The organism is Actinomadura sediminis (assembly GCF_042675525.1).
Classification (GTDB): domain Bacteria; phylum Actinomycetota; class Actinomycetes; order Streptosporangiales; family Streptosporangiaceae; genus Spirillospora; species Spirillospora sediminis.
Genome location: NZ_JBHTJA010000043.1, coordinates 14,030 through 32,996 on the forward strand (window position 1 = coordinate 14,030; position 18,967 = coordinate 32,996).

Annotated in this window: 14 protein-coding genes and 3 tRNA genes; 7 read left to right on the top strand and 10 right to left on the bottom strand. The window is 74.8% G+C overall.

Going from position 1 to position 18,967, the window contains the following annotated elements:
* Positions 1–6 precede the first annotated feature (6 nt).
* A complete protein-coding gene (locus ACFQ11_RS20825) occupies positions 7–762 on the top strand; it encodes an SDR family NAD(P)-dependent oxidoreductase (RefSeq protein WP_378301059.1) in 756 nt (251 codons plus the stop codon).
* 23 nt (positions 763–785) lie between these two features.
* Positions 786–2,297, top strand: coding sequence for a bis-aminopropyl spermidine synthase family protein (locus ACFQ11_RS20830; protein WP_378301061.1), 1,512 nt, complete (start codon positions 786–788; stop codon positions 2,295–2,297).
* Here ACFQ11_RS20830 and ACFQ11_RS20835 read toward each other — a convergent pair.
* The 7 genes from ACFQ11_RS20835 to ACFQ11_RS20865 form a co-directional block, all read right to left on the bottom strand.
* Entirely contained in the window at positions 2,294–4,000 is a 1,707-nt protein-coding gene (locus tag ACFQ11_RS20835) for an ABC transporter ATP-binding protein (RefSeq protein WP_378301063.1), read from the bottom strand. The two genes, ACFQ11_RS20830 and ACFQ11_RS20835, sit on opposite strands and share 4 nt — an antisense overlap.
* Positions 3,997–5,649, bottom strand: a complete 1,653-nt coding sequence (locus ACFQ11_RS20840; protein ID WP_378301065.1) for an ABC transporter transmembrane domain-containing protein — start codon at positions 5,647–5,649, stop codon at positions 3,997–3,999. The genes ACFQ11_RS20835 and ACFQ11_RS20840 overlap by 4 nt, the downstream gene beginning before the upstream one ends.
* 408 nt (positions 5,650–6,057) lie before the next feature.
* Positions 6,058–6,129 (bottom strand) — tRNA-Val (locus ACFQ11_RS20845).
* 18 nt (positions 6,130–6,147) lie between these two features.
* Positions 6,148–6,218: transfer RNA gene (locus ACFQ11_RS20850), tRNA-Cys, on the bottom strand.
* A 28-nt stretch (positions 6,219–6,246) separates the two neighbouring features.
* Positions 6,247–6,319 (bottom strand) — tRNA-Gly (locus ACFQ11_RS20855).
* Between the two features lie 40 nt (positions 6,320–6,359).
* Positions 6,360–7,331, bottom strand: coding sequence for a CHAP domain-containing protein (locus ACFQ11_RS20860; protein WP_378301070.1), 972 nt, complete (start codon positions 7,329–7,331; stop codon positions 6,360–6,362).
* Positions 7,332–7,433: 102 nt separating this feature from the next.
* A complete protein-coding gene (locus tag ACFQ11_RS20865) occupies positions 7,434–8,276 on the bottom strand; it encodes a universal stress protein (RefSeq protein WP_378301072.1) in 843 nt (280 codons plus the stop codon).
* Positions 8,277–8,338: 62 nt separating this feature from the next.
* On the opposite strand from ACFQ11_RS20865, the gene ACFQ11_RS20870 reads away from it, so the two are divergent.
* Together ACFQ11_RS20870 and ACFQ11_RS20875 are read left to right on the top strand one after the other, a co-directional pair.
* Positions 8,339–8,920, top strand: a complete 582-nt coding sequence (locus ACFQ11_RS20870) for a YceI family protein (protein WP_378301074.1) — start codon at positions 8,339–8,341, stop codon at positions 8,918–8,920.
* Positions 8,921–8,962: 42 nt separating this feature from the next.
* Positions 8,963–10,846, top strand: a complete 1,884-nt coding sequence (locus tag ACFQ11_RS20875) for a HEAT repeat domain-containing protein (protein ID WP_378301077.1) — start codon at positions 8,963–8,965, stop codon at positions 10,844–10,846.
* Here the strand turns inward: ACFQ11_RS20875 and ACFQ11_RS20880 are convergent.
* Entirely contained in the window at positions 10,815–11,507 is a 693-nt protein-coding gene (locus ACFQ11_RS20880; RefSeq protein WP_378301079.1) for a hypothetical protein, read from the bottom strand. The two genes, ACFQ11_RS20875 and ACFQ11_RS20880, sit on opposite strands and share 32 nt — an antisense overlap.
* 323 nt (positions 11,508–11,830) lie before the next feature.
* A complete protein-coding gene (locus ACFQ11_RS20885; protein ID WP_378301081.1) occupies positions 11,831–12,592 on the bottom strand; it encodes a maleylpyruvate isomerase family mycothiol-dependent enzyme in 762 nt (253 codons plus the stop codon).
* Positions 12,593–12,663: 71 nt separating this feature from the next.
* Between ACFQ11_RS20885 and ACFQ11_RS20890 the strand changes: the two genes are divergently transcribed.
* The 3 genes from ACFQ11_RS20890 to ACFQ11_RS20900 all read left to right on the top strand — a co-directional run bounded on the left by ACFQ11_RS20890 (position 12,664) and on the right by ACFQ11_RS20900 (position 15,362).
* Entirely contained in the window at positions 12,664–13,578 is a 915-nt protein-coding gene (locus ACFQ11_RS20890) for a MerR family transcriptional regulator (RefSeq protein WP_378301083.1), read from the top strand.
* A 72-nt stretch (positions 13,579–13,650) separates the two neighbouring features.
* Complete coding sequence (locus ACFQ11_RS20895) at positions 13,651–14,739, top strand: LLM class flavin-dependent oxidoreductase (protein ID WP_378301085.1); 1,089 nt, start codon at positions 13,651–13,653, stop codon at positions 14,737–14,739.
* Positions 14,736–15,362: a CE1759 family FMN reductase gene (locus tag ACFQ11_RS20900; RefSeq protein ID WP_378301087.1), complete on the top strand. Its 627-nt coding sequence runs from the start codon at positions 14,736–14,738 to the stop codon at positions 15,360–15,362. Before ACFQ11_RS20895 ends, ACFQ11_RS20900 begins: the two co-directional genes overlap by 4 nt.
* 18 nt (positions 15,363–15,380) lie before the next feature.
* On the opposite strand, the gene cobN is transcribed toward ACFQ11_RS20900, so the two are convergent.
* Entirely contained in the window at positions 15,381–18,914 is a 3,534-nt protein-coding gene (gene cobN / locus ACFQ11_RS20905; RefSeq protein WP_378301089.1) for a cobaltochelatase subunit CobN, read from the bottom strand.
* Positions 18,915–18,967 lie beyond the last annotated feature (53 nt).

Sequence of the window (18,967 nt, forward strand, 5' to 3'; positions counted from 1 at the left end):
GGATCCATGGCAAGACTCGACGGCAAGATCGCGCTGATCACCGGCGGTGCCCGCGGCATCGGCGCGGCGCACGTGCGCCGGTTCGTCGCCGAGGGCGCGAAGGTCGTGTTCGGCGACCTCCTGCACGACCGCGGCGCGGCGCTCGCCGCCGACACCGGCGCGGTGTTCGTCCCCATGGACGTGACGAAACAGGACGACTGGACGAACGCGGTGCGGGAGACCGTGAACCGGTTCGGCGGCCTGAACGTCCTGGTCAACAACGCCGGGATCCTCCGCTACCGGCTCCTGGCCGACATGACGGAGGAGCAGCTCCGGCAGGTCCTCGACGTCAACCTGATCGGCCCCTGGCTGGGCGTGAAGGCGGTCGTCGAGCCGATGAAGGCGTCCGGCGGCGGCTCCATCGTCAACACGTCGTCCATCGAGGGGTACGCGGCCGCCGCGGGCCTGTCGGCGTACGCGGCGAGCAAGTTCGGCGTCCGCGGCGTCACCAAGGCCGCCGCGCAGGAGCTCGGCCGGTTCGGCATCCGGGTCAACTCGATCCATCCCGGCGGCATCGCCACCGAGCTGGCCCTCGACCCGGGCGTCGCCGACGGCGTCGGCATCGACCCCGACGCGTTCTTCAAGGCGCTGCCGATCCCGCGCTGGGGCGAGCCGGACGACGTCGCGGGCGCCGCCGTCTACCTGGCGTCCGACGAGTCGGCGTACTGCACCGGCACGGAGATCCTCGTCGACGGCGGCCTGCTCAGCGGACCCGGCTACTGACCGGCGGGCAATAAACTGCCCGGATGGACGAACCCGGGACCCGTGAGCTCGGCGAGGACGCGGGCGGCGAGGACGCGGCGCTGCCGGTCGTGGACGGCATGGACCCGACGCGGGTCCACGCCGCCCTCGCCCTCCTCGCCGAGGGGTGGCGGACCCGCGCCGAGCTCGTCCGCGCGACGGCCGCGCCGCGCCGCTCGATCGAGGCGCTGCTGCGCACCGTCCCGGTCGAGCGGTCCGGCGACCGCTACCGCCGCGCGGCCGCCGCGCCCGTCCCGCCGCACTCCGCCCCGGCCGACCCCGTCGGGCACCTCCTGCCCCGGCACGCCGCGGACGTCGAGCGCCTCGCCGACCTCATCGCCCGCGCGCCCCGCGCGCGGCGGGCGCTCGACCACGTGTCCGCCACCCCCGAGACCGTCGTCCGCCGGGCGCTGTTCCTCGGCGCCCGCTTCCTGCCGCCGGGCGCACCCGCCCCCCGACTGCTGTGCGTCGGCGACCACGACCTGACGTCGCTCGCCGTCGGGCTGATCCACCCGCACGTCCGGACCACCGTCGTCGACATCGACGACCGCATCCTCGCCTACATCGACGCCGAGGCGGAGAGGCTCGGCCTGGACGTCCGCACCCGCTGGGCCGACCTGCGGCTCGGCCTGCCGCCCTCGGCCCGCGACCACGACCTCGCGATCACCGACCCGCCCTACACGCCGGACGGCGTCGGGCTGTTCGCCGCCCGCGCCGCCGAGGGCCTCGGCGACCACGCGCGGGGCCGCGTCCTGCTCGCCTACGGCGCCGGGGACCTGACCCCGGCCCTCGCCCTCAAGGTGCAGCACGCCCTCGGCGAGCTGAACCTCCTCTCCGAGGCGATCTACCCCGACTTCAACCGCTACTTCGGTGCCGAGGCGATCGGGTCGGCCGCCGACCTGTACGTCCTGCGCCCCACCACGAAGACCATGCCCGCCGCCCTCGCCCGCGCCGGGCGGTTCGCCTCCGCCATCTACACGCACGGCCCGCAGTCGGTGGAGTCGGCGGCCGGGCCGGAGCTGACCGCCGCGTCGGTCGCCGACCTCGGCCCCGACGTCCTCGTCGGGGCCTGGCCGAAGGACGTGCTGCCGGGCGTCCCGCGCGTCCGGCTGACGACCTGGCTGGACAAGCCCTACGCCGCGACCGTCCGCCGTGCCGCGATCGCGCTGCCGCCCGGGCTCGAACCCGCGCTCGTCCGCGTCCTGCTCGCCACCCGCGCCGAACGCGTGCGCGTGTTCACCGCCGCCGACCCCGCCGAACCCGCCGAGATCCTCGCGCCGGTGTACGAGCTGACCGGCCGCGGGACGCACGTGGACGCCGTCCGCCGCCCCCCGTCCGGGACGCTCGCCCGCACGCTGATGGACCGCGCGCACGGGAAGGTCGCGAACGCCTGGCGGGACGCCCTCATGCGCGCCCGCGGGCTCACCAAGCGCGAGGCCCGCGCCGAGGTCCCCGCGTGGGCGCGCGACGTCACCGTCCTGGAACTGCCGGCGCACCGCCTCAAGTCGCTCTCCTAGGCGTCCCGCGCCCCCGACCACGCCGACCACAGTTCCGCGTAGGCGCCGCCCGCCGCCAGCAGCTCCGCGTGCGTGCCGCTCTCCACGACGCGCCCGCCGTCCATCACCACCACCCGGTCGGCGGACGCGGCCTGCGTCAGCCGGTGCGCGACCACCAGCGCCGTCCGTCCCTCCAGAGCGCGCTCCGCCGCCCGCTCCAGGACCTTCGCGCCCGCGCTGCCCGCCTCCGCCGTCGCCTCGTCCAGCACGGCCACGCGGGGGTCCGCGAGGATCAGCCGGGCCAGCGCGAGCTGCTGCGCCCGCGCGCTCGACAGCCGGTGCCCGCCCTCCCCGACGACGGTGCCGAACCCGTCCGGCAGTTCCTCCTCCGCCCACTCCAGGGCCCCGACCCGCGCGAGCGCGTCGCGCAGGCGCTCGGCCGGCGCGTCCGGGTCCGCGAGCCGCAGATCCTCGGCCAGCGTCCCGGCGAAGACGTGCACCTCCTGCGTCACCAGCGCGACGCCGTCCGCCCGGACCGTACCGGCCGACGGCTCGTGCACGCCCGCCACCAGCTTGGCCAGCGTCGTCTTCCCGGCGCCGCTCGCGCCCACCAGCGCGACCCGCTCCCCGGGCCGCACCCGCAGGTCGATCCCGTGCAGCACCGGACGTCCCGGCACGTACTCGTGCGCGACCGCCTCGACCGTCACCGAGCCGTCGCCGGCCGCGGCCCGCACCGGCGCCCCCGGCGCCGGGCGGTCGGCGACCCCGACGAGCCGCGCGAGCCCCGCCCCGGCCGCCTGCGCGTCGTCGATCAGGACCAGGACCGTGTTCATCGGCGCGAACAGGTTGTGGAAGTACAGCGCCGCCGCCGTCGCCGTCCCGATCGACGCGTGGCCGCCGCTCACCAGCACGAACCCCGCGACCAGCACCGCCGCGAGCCCGGTGTACTCCGCCACGTGCAGCCGGCAGTAGAACCGCAGCACCAGATGGATCGTGCGCATCGTCAGGTCGACCAGTGCCCGCGACTTCCGCGCGACGAGCCCCGTGTGCTCGTCCTCCAGCCGGAACGCCCGCACGGTCGCCGCACCGCCGATGGAATCCAGCAACTGCTGCTGCTGCGTCCCGTTCGCCACCCGCTGCTCCGCGTACAGCGGCACGGCGCGCCGCACGTACCACCGCGCCGTGTACGCCTGCACCGGCGCCGCGCACAGCGCCGCGAGCAGGAACCGCCAGTCCAGCAGCGCGAGCGCGCCCAGCGTCAGGACGATCGCCAGCGACGACCGCACCAGCTCGGGCAGCGCCCGCCGCACCGCCTCCGCGACCAGCGAGACGTCCCCGGTGACCCGCGCGACGAGGTCGCCCGAGCCCGCACGCTCCAGTTCGTCCAGCGGCAGGTGCAGCGCCCGCTCGACGAACCGCTCCCGCAGCCGCGCCAGCACCGTCTCGCCGAGCCGGGAGATCAGCGACAGCCCCGCCGCGGTCGTGACGCCCTGGATGATCGCCACGGCGATCAGCCCGGCGACGATCCACGTGATGGCGTCCGGGTCCCGCCCCTGCGCGACGGTGTCGACGATCCGCCCCACCAGCGGTGCGGTCAGCAGACCGGTGGCCGTCGCCGCCGTCAGCACCCCGAACCCGGCCGCCGCCAGGCCGCGGTGCGGCCGGACCAGTTCGCCCAGCACCGCCCGCGTCCGGGCGCCGCTCGCCGTGGGAAGCCGAGTCACGACAGCACCGCCGTCCGGTAGTCCGCGCGCCGGGCCAGCTCGGCGTGGGCGCCCGCCGCCGCCACCCGGCCCTCCGCCAGCAGCACCACCCGGTCGGCGACCGCCAGCAGCGCCGGGCTCGCCGTCACCACGATCGTCGTCCGTCCCGTCCGGATCGCCCGCAACCCCTCGGCGATGCGCGCCTCGGTGACCGCGTCCACCGCCGTCGTCGGATCGTGCAGCACCAGGACGTCCGCGTCCGCCGCGAGGGCGCGCGCCAGCGCCACCCGCTGCCGCTGCCCGCCCGACAGCGTCCGCCCCCGCTCCCCGAGGACGGCGTCCCGCAGCACCTCGTCGGCCCCCGCGGCCGCCATCGCCTTGCCCACGTCGATCCTCGCGACCGCCGCCACGTTGTCCTCCAGCCCGCCCGCGAACAGGTCGGCGTCGTGCGGCGCGACGAGGATCGACGCGCGCACCGCGCCCGGCGGCAGCGTCGCGAGCGGGACCCCGTCGAGCTCGACGGCGCCCGCGTCCGGGTCGGCCTCCCGCCCCAGGCAGCGCAGGAGGTTCCACGCGTCGGCCGGGTCGGCCACGACGCCCAGCAGCTCGCCGGGCTCCGCCTCCAGGGTCAGCCCGGCCAGCGAACCGCACACGACGTCGCGCAGCCGCACCCGTCCGTCCACCGCGCGCGGCGGCTCCGCGGTCCCCGCCGGGACCGCCTCCGGCGCCGCCAGCACCTCCGCGATCCGCGCCGCCGACGCCCGTCCCTGCGCCAGCTCGGTGTTCACCCACGACAGCGTCGACAGCGGCCCCAGCAGCAGCAACGCCAGCCCGACCGCGCTCACCAGCTCCCCGAGGCCGATGTCCCCCGCGGCGGCGAGCCGCCCGCCGACGAGGGCGACGACCGCGATGAAGATCCCCGTGAGCGCCAGCACCGTCCCGTTCTGCCACGCCTCGGCCCGCGCCGCCCGCAGCGTCGCCTCCAGCGACCGGGCGCTCGTCGTCCGGTACCGCTCCACCGCCGCCCGCTCCGCGCCGATGCCCTTCAGCACCCGCAGCCCGCCGACCAGGTCGGCCGCGACCGCCGACGCGTGCGCGCCCCGCTCCTGCTCCGCGCGGCTGCGCCGCTCCAGCGGCTTGCTCAGCAGATGCCCGGCCCACAGCAGCGGCGGCGCCCCGAGCAGCACCAGCAGCCCCAGCGGCACCGAGATCCCGAGCAGCACCACGGCGCTCGCCACGAGCGCGACGACCGCCGCGATCCCGGCCATCAGCGCGACGTTGACCGCACCGACCCGGCGGGCGTCCTCCGTCGCGATCGACGCGAGCGCCCCGGGGAGCCGTCCCCGTTCGGCCCCGCCCCGCGGATCCAGCACCCGCGCCACGATCGCCGTCCGCAGCTCGTGCGCCGCCCGCGCCCCGGCCCGCTCGCCCTTGTACGCGCCGATCCGGAACGACCACGACAGTCCCGCGTACACGGCCGCCAGCACGCCCAGCCACACGAGCAGCGCACGACCGTCGCCGGTCCCCACCGCCGCGTCGATCGCCACCCCGATGAGCACCGGCACGAACGTCTCGCCGATCTGGTGCCCCGACGCCAGTACCGCTGCGACCGTCACGTCCCCGCGCTGCCCGCGAACCGCGCCCCACAGCACGTCCCGCCCGCCCGCCATACCCGCCCCCTTCGAGGTCAAAGTTAGGCAAGCCTAATAGTCGTGTCCGGAACCGGTGCATCCGGGTCGATCCGCCCGTCCGTTCGCAGGCGCGGCGGCGAACGATCAAGGGGAGGCGGGGGAGTCGGCGGGGTCCTCGCAGGGGCGCGGGTGACCGGCAGTCGTCGCACCGTGCTCGGGTTCGGGGTCGTTCACGGAGAGGGGGGAAGGCCGTGAACCCGGCGGGGGCTTGCGGCCGCGTGCGGGAAGGCGTACTGCGGTCGGCCGCGCGTTGGGAGTGGCCCGCATCGCCCGATGGGCGGGGCGTGGGGGCGGAGTTCCCATCGGAGGCCGGGGATCGTGGCCCCGGACGAACACCTCGGGTCGTTGCGCGGATGCTTGCATCAAGCAGCCCGCACCGCCTCGAAGTGGGCGATACTGGGATTGAACCAGTGACCTCTACCGTGTCAAGGTAGCGCTCTCCCACTGAGCTAATCGCCCTTGCGCAAACGCGTCGCGAGGTGGAGACGGGATTTGAACCCGTGTACACGGCTTTGCAGGCCGTTGCCTCGCCTCTCGGCCACTCCACCAGAGCGAGGCCGCCTGGGCCTCATTCAGAGCGGACGACGGGATTCGAACCCGCGACCCTCACCTTGGCAAGGTGATGCTCTACCAACTGAGCCACGTCCGCTTGTCCTCCGGGGGCTCGCCCCCTGGCGACATGGACAACTCTAGCGGAACTTCAGACCGGTTGCGTACTCGTCGGCGGACGAGTCGACGGTCTCGGCGTGCAGGGAGTTCCAGAACGCGAGTTCCTTGTCCTCTTCGAGGTGGGCGATGCGGCCCCAGAACTCCCGGTCCTCGGCTTCGTGGGCGGCGGCCAGCGACAGCACGGGCATGACCGTGGTGCCGGCCTCGGCGGCGTCCAGGTCGGCGGGGGTGACGTCGGCGGGGAGGGCGGCGGGGACGGCGGGCCGGTGGTGCTTGCCGCGCTTGCGGACGCGGATGGGCGGTGCGGCCGGGGTCTTGGCGGCGGCCGCGCGGCCGACGGCCAGGGCGGCCGTGCCGCACAGGACCAGGGCGAGGACGCCGCCGAGCGCGACCTCCTGGACCGGATGCTGGTGTTCGGCGGGGGCGCCGTGGTCCTTCTCGTGGGAGCCGGTGGCGGCGCGCGGGTTGGCGAGCTGGTCGACCTTGGGGGCGGGCGCCGCGTGCTTGGGGGTGTACTTCCGCGCCACCTGGACCTTGCCGGGATAGCCGAAGCCGACGACGTGGTCCATGTCGCGGGTCTTGCGGGTCAGCTTGTACCCGTCGGCGTTGCCCTCGATCGTGCGGATCGTCTTGCCGTCGACCTTCTCGACGATGCCGACGTGGTCGATCTGGTCGAGGTCCTTCGACCCGCTCCAGTCGAAGAAGACGATGGCGCCGGGCTCGGGGTCGTCGCCCCAGGCGTCGTGGTCCTCGAACCACTTCGCGTGGTCCGGGGTGGCGGCGAACTGGCCGGCCTGCTCGGTGACGCCCGCCTTGTCGGCGGCCCAGGCGAGGAACATGTCGCACCAGGGCGCCGTCGTGAAGTACGGGTTGTGGTCGTCGTCGACGTTCTCCGTCCACCAGTCGCCGAACTTGGTGTAGCCGTCGTCCTTCTCGGTGTAGCCCAGTTCCTTCCGGGCCACCTCGAGCAGCTTCTCGCCGACGGGGTCCATGCCGCTCCCCCCGATCAAGGTCACGTTCTGATCTCGACGGAATGTAGCGGAGGTAAAGAGCAGGCGGCAAGCCGATCCGGGGAAGCGGTCATTTCCGACTACTCAGAAGTAGCCCCTCGGGAGGACGGTCACCGGGCACGGCGCCGCCCGCAGGACCTTGAGCGCCACCTCGCCCAGGAACACGCGGTGGGCGGCCGCGTCCTCGCTGGACGCGCAGACGAGCAGCTCGCCTTCGGCCCAGACGACGTCGTCCATCGCGGCCGCGACGTCGGCGCCCTCGGCGAGCTCGGCGGTGACGTCCTCGGCCGGGACGTCCGCCGACTCGAGCGCCATCCTGATCGCCAGCGCCTGGTCGTCGCGGAGCCGTTCGGGGTCCTCGCCGAGACAGAGCGTGACGAGCCGGAGCGGCACGCCGAGCCGTTCGGCGGCGACGGCCGCGCGCACCACCGCCTCGTCGCACTGCGGGCGCCGCACGTACATGACCGTGATCCGGTCGAGGCCGTCGCGCGCGGTGTACCCGGACGGGGCGAGCATCACGGCCTCCGTCGCCGAGTGCAGCAGGTGGTCGGCGGCGGCGCCGACGCCGATGCGCCCGTGCGCCCCGCCCTCGGGCGAGCCCACGACGATGACGTCCGCGCCGACCCGCCCGGCGAGCGCGGTCAGCCCCCGCCCCACGCTGCGTCCCTCCTGGGCGTGCAGTTCCGCGGGCTCCTCCTCCAGGAGCGCGGACGCCTGCTCCAGCACGGTGTGCGCCTCGCTCGCGGCGCCCGGCCGGTCGGGTGCGTGGACGGTCGCGACGCTCAGCCGGCCGCCGGTCACCGCCACGATGGCCCGCGCGAGCTCGAGCGCCTCCCGGCCGCCGGTGTCGTGGACGTATCCGACGAGCACGTGGTCTCCGATCACAAGCGGAGCATTCCCCTCGAACGACAGGTCAGACCCCTCCACGCTAGGCGATCTTGTGGAGGTATGAGGTAGTTTTTCGGAGTTGTCGCTATTTGGGGGGATTCATGGGGGCCGAGGTGTCCGACCTCGAAGCCGGGCGCTGGACCGTCGACCCGGTGCATTCGGAGATCACGTTCACGGTGCGGCACCTGATGACGACGGTGCGCGGCTCGTTCACCGACTTCTCCGGCGAGGTCGAGATCGGCGCGGACCCGCTCGACTCCCGCGCCCGCGCCGAGATCCGGATGGCCTCGATCGACACCCGCAGCGAGGAACGGGACGCGCACGTCCGCTCGGCCGACTTCCTCGACGTCGGCAACCACCCGGTCATGACCTTCGAGGGCCACCGCGTCGAACGGGCCGCGATCGGCCGCCGCGCCCGCAACCCGCGCTACCAGGTCGACGGCGAGCTGACGATCAAGGACGTCACCCGCCCGGTGCGGCTGCTGACCGAGTTCCACGGCATCAGCCCCGACCCGTGGGGCGGCACCCGCGCGGGCTTCACCGCCACGACGTCCATCAGCCGCGGCGACTTCGGCATCGAGTTCAACGTGCCGCTGCAGGGCGACAAGGTCATGCTCGGCGACACGATCGCGATCGCCCTCGAGATCCAGGCCGTCCTCGCCACCGCCGACTCGCCCGCCTGAGCCGCGCGGAACCGCCGGGCGCCGCGGTCCGTCCGATTCGCGATGATCGAAGAACGTCTCGCGCGGGTGACGGAAAGACTCCAGGCCCTGCGGGCGGACGGTGACGCGCCCGCGTTCGGCCCGCCGCTGCCGGAGGAACGGGTGGCGGCGTTCGAGGAGCTCAACGGGATCCGGCTGCCGGACGCCTACCGCCGGTTCGTCACCACGATCGGCAACGGCGGCCCCGGCCCTTACGAGGGACTGCGGGCCCTCGACGTCGGCGTCTGCGACCCCCGGCTCTCGGGGGAGTTCCCCTACGGGCCGGGCGACCTCCCGGGCAGGTGGCGCCGGGAGACGGCCGAGTGGAGGTACTGGACGCGGTATCGCGGGAGCATCCCGCTCGCGCGGCAGCACGACATCGAGTGGGAGTACCACGAGACCGCCGAGCCGGAGTCGCGGCTCGTCCTGTCCGGCCCGGGGCGCGGCCGCGTCGTCCTCGTGGACGCGAGTCACGAGTGGTTCCCGCCGATCTACCACCCGGCCCCCGATTTCCTCGCCTGGTACGAGGAGTGGCTGGACGACCCGTCCGCGCGGCGGTACGGGTCCGGTTCGGACTTCGACCGCCTGGGCTGGTCGTTCCCCAGGGAACGCGACGACTCCGACCAGGACGAGGTCCTCTGGGCCACGCACGTCTACGCGGCCCGCACGGGCAACCGGGTGGCGGAACAGGCGCTGCCGGCCGATTGCAGGGCACTGGCGGAGATGGCCCTGGACGCGCCGTCCCCGCACGTCCGGGCGGCCGCCGCCTGGGCCCTGCCGCGGGTCCGCCGCGATGTCGGCCGCTACTCCCTGCCCCTCCTGCGCGCCCGGGACGCGCGCGTCCGGCGCATCGCGGTCCGCTCGGTGGTCCGCTCGGTGGCCCTCCCGGGCGCGGCGGAGTTCGCGAAGGCCGAGTCGGCCCTCCGTCCGCTGCTCGCCGAGCAGGCCCCCGAACTCCGCTCGGCGGCGCTGGAGCACGCGGAGGCCGCGGCGGCGCTCCGTCCGCTGCTCGCCGACCCCGATCCGGAGGTCCGGGCCGCGGCGGCCGCCGCGCTGGGCGCGGACCACGTCCTGGCCGGGCTGCTCGCCGATCCCGGCCCGCGTGCCCGCGCGGCGGCCCTCGACGAGCTTCCGACCGGCTCCTCCGCACCGGACGACCGGCGGAACGCCGTCGCCGCCGCCCGCCCGCTGCTGCGCGACCCCGACCCGGACGTGCGCGCCGCCGCCGTCGCCACGCTCGGCCTCGCGCACGGGGACGTCCCCTGGATCGAGCCGATGCTGCACGCCGCCCTCACCGACCCCGCCGTCCCGGTGCGGCGGGCGGCCGCGCGCCACCTGCTGCGGTTCGCCGGGCGGTCGGCGCGGCCGCGGTCCGTGCCCGTCCTGCTGGCGGACCCGGACCCCGTGATCCGGTACGAGACGCTGTACCGGCTGGGCCTCGGCACCGCCCGGGCGATGGCCGTGCCCGCCCGCTACTGGGCCGCGGACGCGCGTGAACTGATGCGCGGCGACCCGGACCCGCAGGTGCGGGCGGGGGCGCTGGTCGCGCTCGTCGAGGCGGAGGCGCCGCCGCCAGCCGCCGACTGGGCCCGGCTGCTGGACGATCTGCGCGGCGCCGCGCGCGACCTCGCCATGTGGGGGACGCTGCGCAGCGTGCGGCGCGGCGAGCCGCCGGGCGCGCTGCGGCCCGGCGGCCCGGTCCACGAGGTCGTGCACCGCGCCCTCGGCGACCGCGACGGGGACCGCCGGAGTACCGCGGTTCACATTCTGGGCAAGAAGGCGTGCGCCGCGGAGTGCCGTCCGGTGATCCTCGCCGCGCTGGCCGCCGAGGAGGACGACCTGACCCGCTACAGCCTCGGGCGGATCCTCGACTCGATCACGCCGGGCGGTACGCCCGCAGGTCCTTGATCAGCAGGTGCGCGTCGGACAGCCGCTTCGCGTCCTTCAACGACCGGTAGATGCCCCATTTGGGGGCGATATCGCCCTTGTCGTTCCACAGGTCGAGACCGTCCCGCGCGACGTCGATCGCCACGCCGTCCTCGGACGACACCCGCCACCGGACGCTCCCGGCCTCGGCGAACCGGGCCTCCAGCTCGACGTCGATCCACCGGCTCCGCAGCGGCCGCAGTTCGGTCTCCCCGGCCACGACGCCCGCATGGATCGCGTTCAGCTCCAGCAGGTCGCGTCCGCCGCGCCGCCGCAGCGACGTCACCAGCACCGGCGAGCCGCCCTTCCCGCCCGCGAACATCTGGTGGACGTGCGTGAAGCTCGTCGTGGCCCGCAGCGCGCCCGTCAGGTACCACGACCAGGTGAACCGCCACGTCTCGCCGCGCCCCGCGACCAGTTTCCGGCCGCCCGCGCGCATCCCCTTGACCTCCTGCCGCTGCCGGTCGGGCGACCGGTCGACGTCGCCGGGATGGTGGATGTCGAACCGGTACATCGTCCCGAGCGCCTTGATGTGCCGGACGCCCGGATGCGACCCCGCCCGGTCGTCCTCGACGCTCGCGAACGCCTCCAGCCCGTCCCGCCCCGGTACCGCGTCCCACACCAGCCGCCACCCGTCCGCCATCGCGCCATTCTGACGGACCCGAACGAACCAGGGCGCGCCTTCGCGCACACCCCGCCCGAGCCCCCGGCCGGACGGGGCGTCGCGGGAGCCCACAGCCTCCCCGCGAACGAGGCCGTCGACCGCCCCACGGGGGAGGCATCGCGGGGAGCCGCCCCACGCCCCCGGGAAGGGCGGCCGTGCGATGGTGCGCCTCCACTCCGCCGAGGCCGGATCCGGCGGCCGGCGGCCAGACGCACCATCGTGGGGAGGATCCCCACGCCCGCCGCAAGGGCGGTCGTCTGCCGGCGGGCCTTCACTCCGCTGCGCTCCGTTCCGGCCGACGGTCAGACGGCGGTGTGGGCCAGCCAGTGGTCGAGCAGCGCGCGGTCGCCGGTCACCTTCACCGCGGCGTCGTCCGGGGTCACGCGGCGGGCGAACACGAGCATCAGGTCGCGGACGGGGCCCGCGATGGTCATGTCCGCGTCGCGGGTCTCGTACTCGACGACGGCGGCGTCCGGGGTCCGGGTGATCAGCCAGCCGGGGACGGACGGCTCGTCGGCCCGCAGGCACAGCGTCTCGCCCGTCCCGCGCAGTTCGGCGAGCTCGGGCTTGAGGCGCGCGGCGGCGGGGGCGGTGAGCAGGCCGAGCGTCTCGGTGATCTCGTCGGCCGCCAGGTCGGGCGCGATCGTGAAGGGCGTCCCGGCGGTGATCGCGGCGTCGGCGTGGTGGACGGACGTGTCGTGCAGCATCCGGCGCAGCCACATCGCCGACGGGGCGTCGCCCATCACCGGGTGCGCGACCGGTCCGGGGTTCGCGGCCTGCGCGGCGATCGCCTCGGCGGCGCCCTCGCGGAGCCACGCGCCCCAGCCGGACGGGTCGGCCGGGGCGTCGCGGGGGAGTTCGACGGCCACGTCGGTGCCGCCGGTCCGGAACATGGCCGCCGCCCAGCGGTGGGCCTGGCCGACGTGCCCGACGAGGTCCCGCAGCGTCCATTCCGGGCAGGTCGGGACGATCGTGTCGGGGTCCGGGCCGGAGGCGGCGTCCGCGAGCCCGGCGGTGTGCTCCCGCAGCCCTTCCGCGATGCGCGTGATGTCCAGGACGTCCATGTCCCGCTCCTCTCTTCCGGTGCGTGCACGCGTACCGTAGGAACTCCAGTCCGGTGGAGGTTCAAGTAGCTGTGACGGACGGCACATCGCTCGCGATCGGGGACCTGTCGGCGCTCACCGGGGTGCCGGTGCGCACGATCCGGTTCTACTGCGACGAGGGGATTCTCGAACCGGTGCGCAGCGCGGGCGGGCACCGGCGGTTCGACGCGGCAGCGGCCGACCGGCTGCGGCTCGTCCGGCGGCTGCGCGGGCTCGGGCTCGGCCTGCCCGCGATCACGGCCGTGCTGGCGGGTGAGCGGTCGCTGGACGAGGCGGTCGCCGCGGAGCGGGCCGCGCTGGACGCCGAGTTGTCGGCGCTGGCGTGGCGGCGCGCGTCGCTGCGCGCGGTCGAGGACGCGGATCCCGCCGAGCGCGCGGCGCGTCTCGACCTGCTGGCGGCCGTGCAGGACGGGCCGCGGGCGCACGAGGCGCTCTTGGACTTCTGGCGCCGCCGGGTCGTGGTGCGGGTGCCCGACGAGGTGGTGCGGGTGCACCTGGAGATGACGGTGCCCGAGCCGCCGGCCGATCCCACGCCGGAGCAGGTCGTCGCGTACGCGGGGATGGTCGCGGTGGCGGGGGACCGCGCCCTGTTCCGGCGGCTGCGCGAGGGGGGCCGCCGGAACGCCGAGCGGGTCGTGGACGAGCCGACGCTGCTGTACGGGATGCGCGAGGCCGTCGAGCTGGCGATGCCGCTCGTGCGCGCGGGCCGGGCACCGGAGGCGGGACCGGCCCTGGAGCGGTTCGTGGACGCGCACGCGGCGGGCCGGCGCGAGCGGGACTCGGTGGAGTTCCGCCGCTCCCTCCTGCCGGCCGTCGCGCCGGAGCAGGACCCGCGGATGCGCCGGTACTGGGCGCTGAACGGCGAGGTGATCGGGGACGCGGCCGCTCCGGGCGCGGTCGTCCTGTGGCTGGCCGACGCGCTGCGCGGCAGCGTGGCTCCGGCCTGACCGGCGCCCTGGAATAGGTCCCCGCCGGGCCGGGTTAGGATGGTTGAACGTTCTACTATTTGGGAGGCCGACATGCAGTTCGGGATCTTCTCGGTCGGCGACGTCACCATGGACCCGACCAACGGCCGGACGCCCACCGAGGCCGAGCGGATCAAGGCCATGGTCGCGATCGCGCTGAAGGCCGAGGAGGTCGGGCTGGACGTCTTCGCGAGCGGCGAGCACCACAACCCGCCGTTCGTCCCGTCCTCGCCGACGACGATGCTCGGCTACATCGCGGCCCGCACCGAACGGCTCGTGCTGTCGACCGCGACCACGCTGATCACCACCAACGACCCGGTGAAGATCGCCGAGGACTTCGCGATGCTGCAGCACCTCGCGGACGGCCGCGTCGACCTGATGATGGGGCGCGGCAACACCGGCCCGGTCTACCCGTGGTTCGGCCAGGACATCCGCAACGGCATCCCGCTCGCGATCGAGAACTACCACCTCCTGCATCGGCTGTGGCGCGAGGACGTCGTCGACTGGGAGGGCGAGTTCCGCACGCCGCTGCAGTCGTTCACCTCGACGCCCCGCCCGCTGGACGGCGTCCCGCCGTTCGTCTGGCACGGCTCGATCCGCAGCCCGGAGATCGCCGAGCAGGCCGCCTACTACGGCGACGGGTTCTTCGCGAACCACATCTTCTGGCCCACCACGCACTTCCAGCGGCTCATCGGCCTCTACCGGCAGCGCTACGAGCACTACGGGCACGGCTCCGCCGACCAGGCCATCGTCGGGCTCGGCGGGCAGGTGTTCATGCGCAAGAACTCCCAGGACGCCGTCCGCGAGTTCCGCCCCTACTTCGACAACGCCCCCGTGTACGGGCACGGCCCGTCGCTGGAGGAGTTCACGGCCCAGACGCCGCTCACCGTCGGCAGCCCGCAGCAGGTCATCGACCGGACGCTGACGTTCCGCGACCACTTCGGCGACTACCAGCGCCAGCTCTTCCTCATGGACCACGCGGGCCTGCCGCTGAAGACCGTCCTGGAGCAGCTCGACATCCTCGGCGAGGAGGTCGTCCCCGTGCTGCGCAAGGAGTTCGAGGCGCTGCGCCCGGCGCACGTCCCGGCCACCGCCCCGACGCACGCGGCCCGCGCCGCGAAGGCCGCCGAGGAGGCCCGATGAGCACCACCCGCACTCTCGCCGTCGTGTCGGCCGGCCTCGGCCGCCCGTCGTCCACCCGCCTGCTGGCCGACCGGCTCGCCGGGGCCGCCGCGGACGCCCTGCGCGCCGAGCACGGCGCCGACGTCGTCATCGAGCCGGTCGAGCTCCGCGACCACGCGCACGCGATGGTCGACGCCACCCTCACCGGCTTCCCGTCCGGCGACTTCCGCGCCGCCGTCGAGACCGTGACCGGCGCGGACGGCCTCGTCGCCGTCACGCCGGTGTTCAACGCGTCCTACAGCGGCCTGTTCAAGACGTTCTTCGACGTCCTCGACCGCGGCGCCCTGGACGGGACGCCCGCGCTGATCGGCGCGACCGGCGGCACCGAGCGGCACTCGCTCGCCCTCGACTTCGCCGTCCGCCCGCTGCTGGCGTACCTGCGGGCGAACGTCGTCCCGACGGCCGTGTACGCGGCGTCCGCGGACTGGGGGAGCGGCGAGGACGCGCTCGGCGAGCGCGTCGCCCGCGCGGGCGCCGAACTGGCCGCCCTGGTCGCGGGCCGCCCGGCCCCCGCCCGGGACGACCCCTACGAGAACCCGGTCCCCTTCGAGGACCTCCTCGGCTCCGCCGGCCGCGCCGGGTAGCGCCGCGCCGCCGCCCGGTCAGCCGTCCTCGAGGTCGCCCTCGACCTCCAGGTAGAGCCGCTTGAGCGCGTCGAGGGTGGCCTGCTCCGGGTGCTCCCACATGCCCCGGTCGGCCGCCTCCAGCAGGCGTTCGGCGATGCCGTGCAGCGCCCACGGGTTCGACCGCTCGAAGAACGCGCGGTTCTCCTCGTCGAGCGCGTACGTCCGGGCGAGCTTCTCGTACATCCAGTCGGCGACGACCCCGGCCGTGGCGTCGTACCCGAACAGGTAGTCGACCGTCGCGGCCAGCTCGAACGCGCCCTTGTACCCGTGCCTGCGCATCGCCGCGAGCCACCGCGGGTTCACCACCCGCGCGCGGAACACGCGGGACGTCTCCTCGTCGAGCGTCCGCGTCCGGACGGCGTCCGGGCGGGTGCTGTCGCCGATGTACGCCTTCGGCGCCTTCCCCGTGAGGGCCCGCACCGTGGCAATCATCCCGCCGTGGTACTGGAAGTAGTCGTCGGAGTCGGCGATGTCGTGCTCGCGCGTGTCGGTGTTCTTCGCGGCCACGCTGATCCGCCGGTACGCGCTCTCCATGTCGCCGCGCGCCGGGACGCCGTCCAGGCCGCGCCCGTACGCGTAGCCGCCCCACACCGCGTACACCTCGGCGAGGTCGGAGTCGTCGCGCCAGTTCCGGCTGTCGATCAGCGGCAGGATGCCCGCGCCGTAGGCGCCCGGCCGCGACCCGAACACCCGCATGGTCGCGCGCCGCTCGTCGCCGTGCGCCGCCGTGTCCGCCCGGACGTGCGCGCGCACGAAGTTGTCGTCGTCGCGTTCGTCCAGCGCGGCCACCAGCAGGACCGCGTCGTCCAGCATCGCCACCGCGTGCGGGAACGCGTCGCGGAAGAAGCCGCTGATCCGGACCGTCACGTCGATGCGCGGGCGCCCCAGTTCCTCCAGCGGCACGGCCTCCAGCCCGGTGACCCGCCGCGACGCCTCGTCCCACACCGGGCGGACGCCGAGCAGCGCGAGCACCTCGGCGATGTCGTCGCCCGACGTCCGCATCGCGCTGGTGCCCCACACCGACAGGCCCACCGAGCGCGGCCACTCGCCCGTCTCGTCCCGATACCGTTCGAGCAGCGAGTCCGCCATCGCGCGGCCCGTCTCGTACGCCAGCCGGGACGGGACCGCCTTCGGGTCGACCGAGTAGAAGTTGCGGCCCGTCGGCAGGACGTTGATCAGGCCCCGCAGCGGCGAACCGCTCGGCCCCGCCGGGACGTACCCGCCGTCCAGCGCGTGCAGCACCATGCCGATCTCGTCGGACGTCCGCGACAGCCGGGGCACGATCTCCTCGGCCGCGAACCGCAGGATCTCCGCCGCCTTCCCCTCGGCGACCTCCCCGGCCGCAGACGGATCCCAGCCCCGGTCATCCATGGCCTCGACCAGCGCGCGCGCCCGCCCCTCGAACGCGTCGACCTGCGCGCGATCCGACGAACTCTCGTCCAGGCCGAGCGCTTCACGCAGCCCCGGAAGCGACTGCGTGCCGCCCCACAACTGCCGGGCCCGCAGCATCGCCAGCACCAGGTCGACCCGGGTGCCCCCGTCCGGCGCGACGCCCAGCACGTGCAGGCCGTCCCGGATCTGCACGTCCTTGACCTCGCACAACCACCCGTCCACGTGCAGCAGGAAGTCGTCGAACTCCGCGTCGTGCGGACGGTCGTCCAGCCCGAGGTCGTGGTCGAGCCGGGCCGCCTGGATCAGCGTCCAGATCTGCGCCCGGATCGCCGGAAGCTTCGCCGGGTCCATCGCGGCGACGTTCGCGTGCTCGTCGAGGAGCTGCTCCAGCCGCGCGATGTCGCCGTAGCTCTCCGCCCGCGCCATCGGCGGGATCAGATGGTCGACGAGCGTCGCGTGCGCCCGCCGCTTCGCCTGCGTGCCCTCACCGGGGTCGTTCACCAGGAACGGGTAGATCAGCGGCAGATCGCCCAGCGCCGCGTCGGGCCCGCACTCGGCGGACATCCCCGCGGCCTTGCCCGGCAGCCACTCCAGATTCCCGTGCTTGCCCACGTGCACGACCGCATGGGCGCCGAACTCGGCCTCCAGCCACCGGTACGCGGCCAGGTAGTGGTGGCTCGGCGGCAGGTCCGGGTCGTGGTAGATCGCGACCGGGTTCTCCCCGAACCCGCGCGGCGGCTGCACCATCACCACCACGTTCCCCGACCGCAGCGCCGCGAGGACGATGTCGTCGCCGTCCACGAACAGCTCGCCCGGCGGCGGCCCCCAGTGCCGCTCGATGCCCTCGCGCAGCCCGTCCGGCAGCGTCCGGTACCAGGCCTCGTACTCGGCCCGCGGGACCCGCACCGGGTTCCGCTCGAGCTGCTCCTCGGTCAGCCAGCCGGCGTCCTGCCCGCCCGCCTCGATCAGCGCGTGCATCAGCGCGTCGCCCTCGTCCGGCAGCGCGTCCCCGACGTCGTAGCCCCGCTCGCGCAGCGCCGCGAGCAGCCGCACCACGCTCGCCGGCGTGTCCAGCCCGACCGCGTTGCCGATCCGCGCGTGCTTCGTCGGGTACGCCGAAAGCATCAGCGCGACCCGCTTGTCCGCCGGGGCCACGTGCCGCAGCGCCCCGTGCCGCACCGCGATCCCCGCGACCCGCGCGGCCCGCTCCTCGTCGGCCACGTAGACGCTGAGCCCGTCCTCGTCCGTCTCCTTGAACGAGAACGGCACCGTGATCAGCCGCCCGTCGAACTCCGGCACCGCCACCTGCGTCGCGGTGTCCAGCGGCGACAGCCCGTCGTCGTTCTCCTCCCACGCGGCCCGCTCGCTCGTCAGGCACAGCCCCTGCAGGATCGGGACGTCCAGGTCCGCGAGCGCGCCGACGTCCCACGCCTCGTCGTCCCCGCCCGCCCCCGCGAGCGCCGGCTTCGTCCCGCCCGCCGCCAGGACCGTCACGACCAGCGCGTCCACGCGCCCGAGCGTCTCCAGCAACCCGGGCTCGGCCGTCCGCAGCGAGGCGCAGAACACCGGCAGCGCCCGGCCGCCCTTCGACTCGATCGCCCGGCACAGCGCGTCCACGAACGCGGTGTTCCCGGCGAGGTGGTGCGCCCGGTAGTACAGGACCCCGACCAGCGGCCCTTCGCCGTCCGCCGCGTCCCGCTCCAGGACGCCCCACGTGGGCGTCTCCGCGGGCGGCGCGAACCCGAACCCGGTGAGCAGCACGGTGTCCGAAAGGAACCGGAACAGCTCGCCCAGATTCCCGGGCCCGCCGTGCGCGAGATACGCGTGCGCCTCCGCCGCGACCCCGGCCGGGACCGTCGACAGCCCCATCAGCTCGGCGTCCGGAACCTGCTCGCCGCTGATCACCACCACCGGCCGGGGCCCCGCGAGGAGGGCGTCCAGCCCCTCTTCCCAGGCCCGCCGCCCGCCGAGCAACCGCACCACCACCAGGTCGGTGCCTTCGACGAGTCCGGGAAGGTCCTCCACCGCGACCCGCGCGGGGTTCGCGAGACGGAAGTCGGCGCCACTGGCGCGCGCGCTGAGCAGGTCGGTGTCCGAGGTGGACAGCAGCAGGATCACGCGAATCGAGTCCTCACCCGGGGTCCTCGCCCCGAATCGCAGGGAAGCGGCGG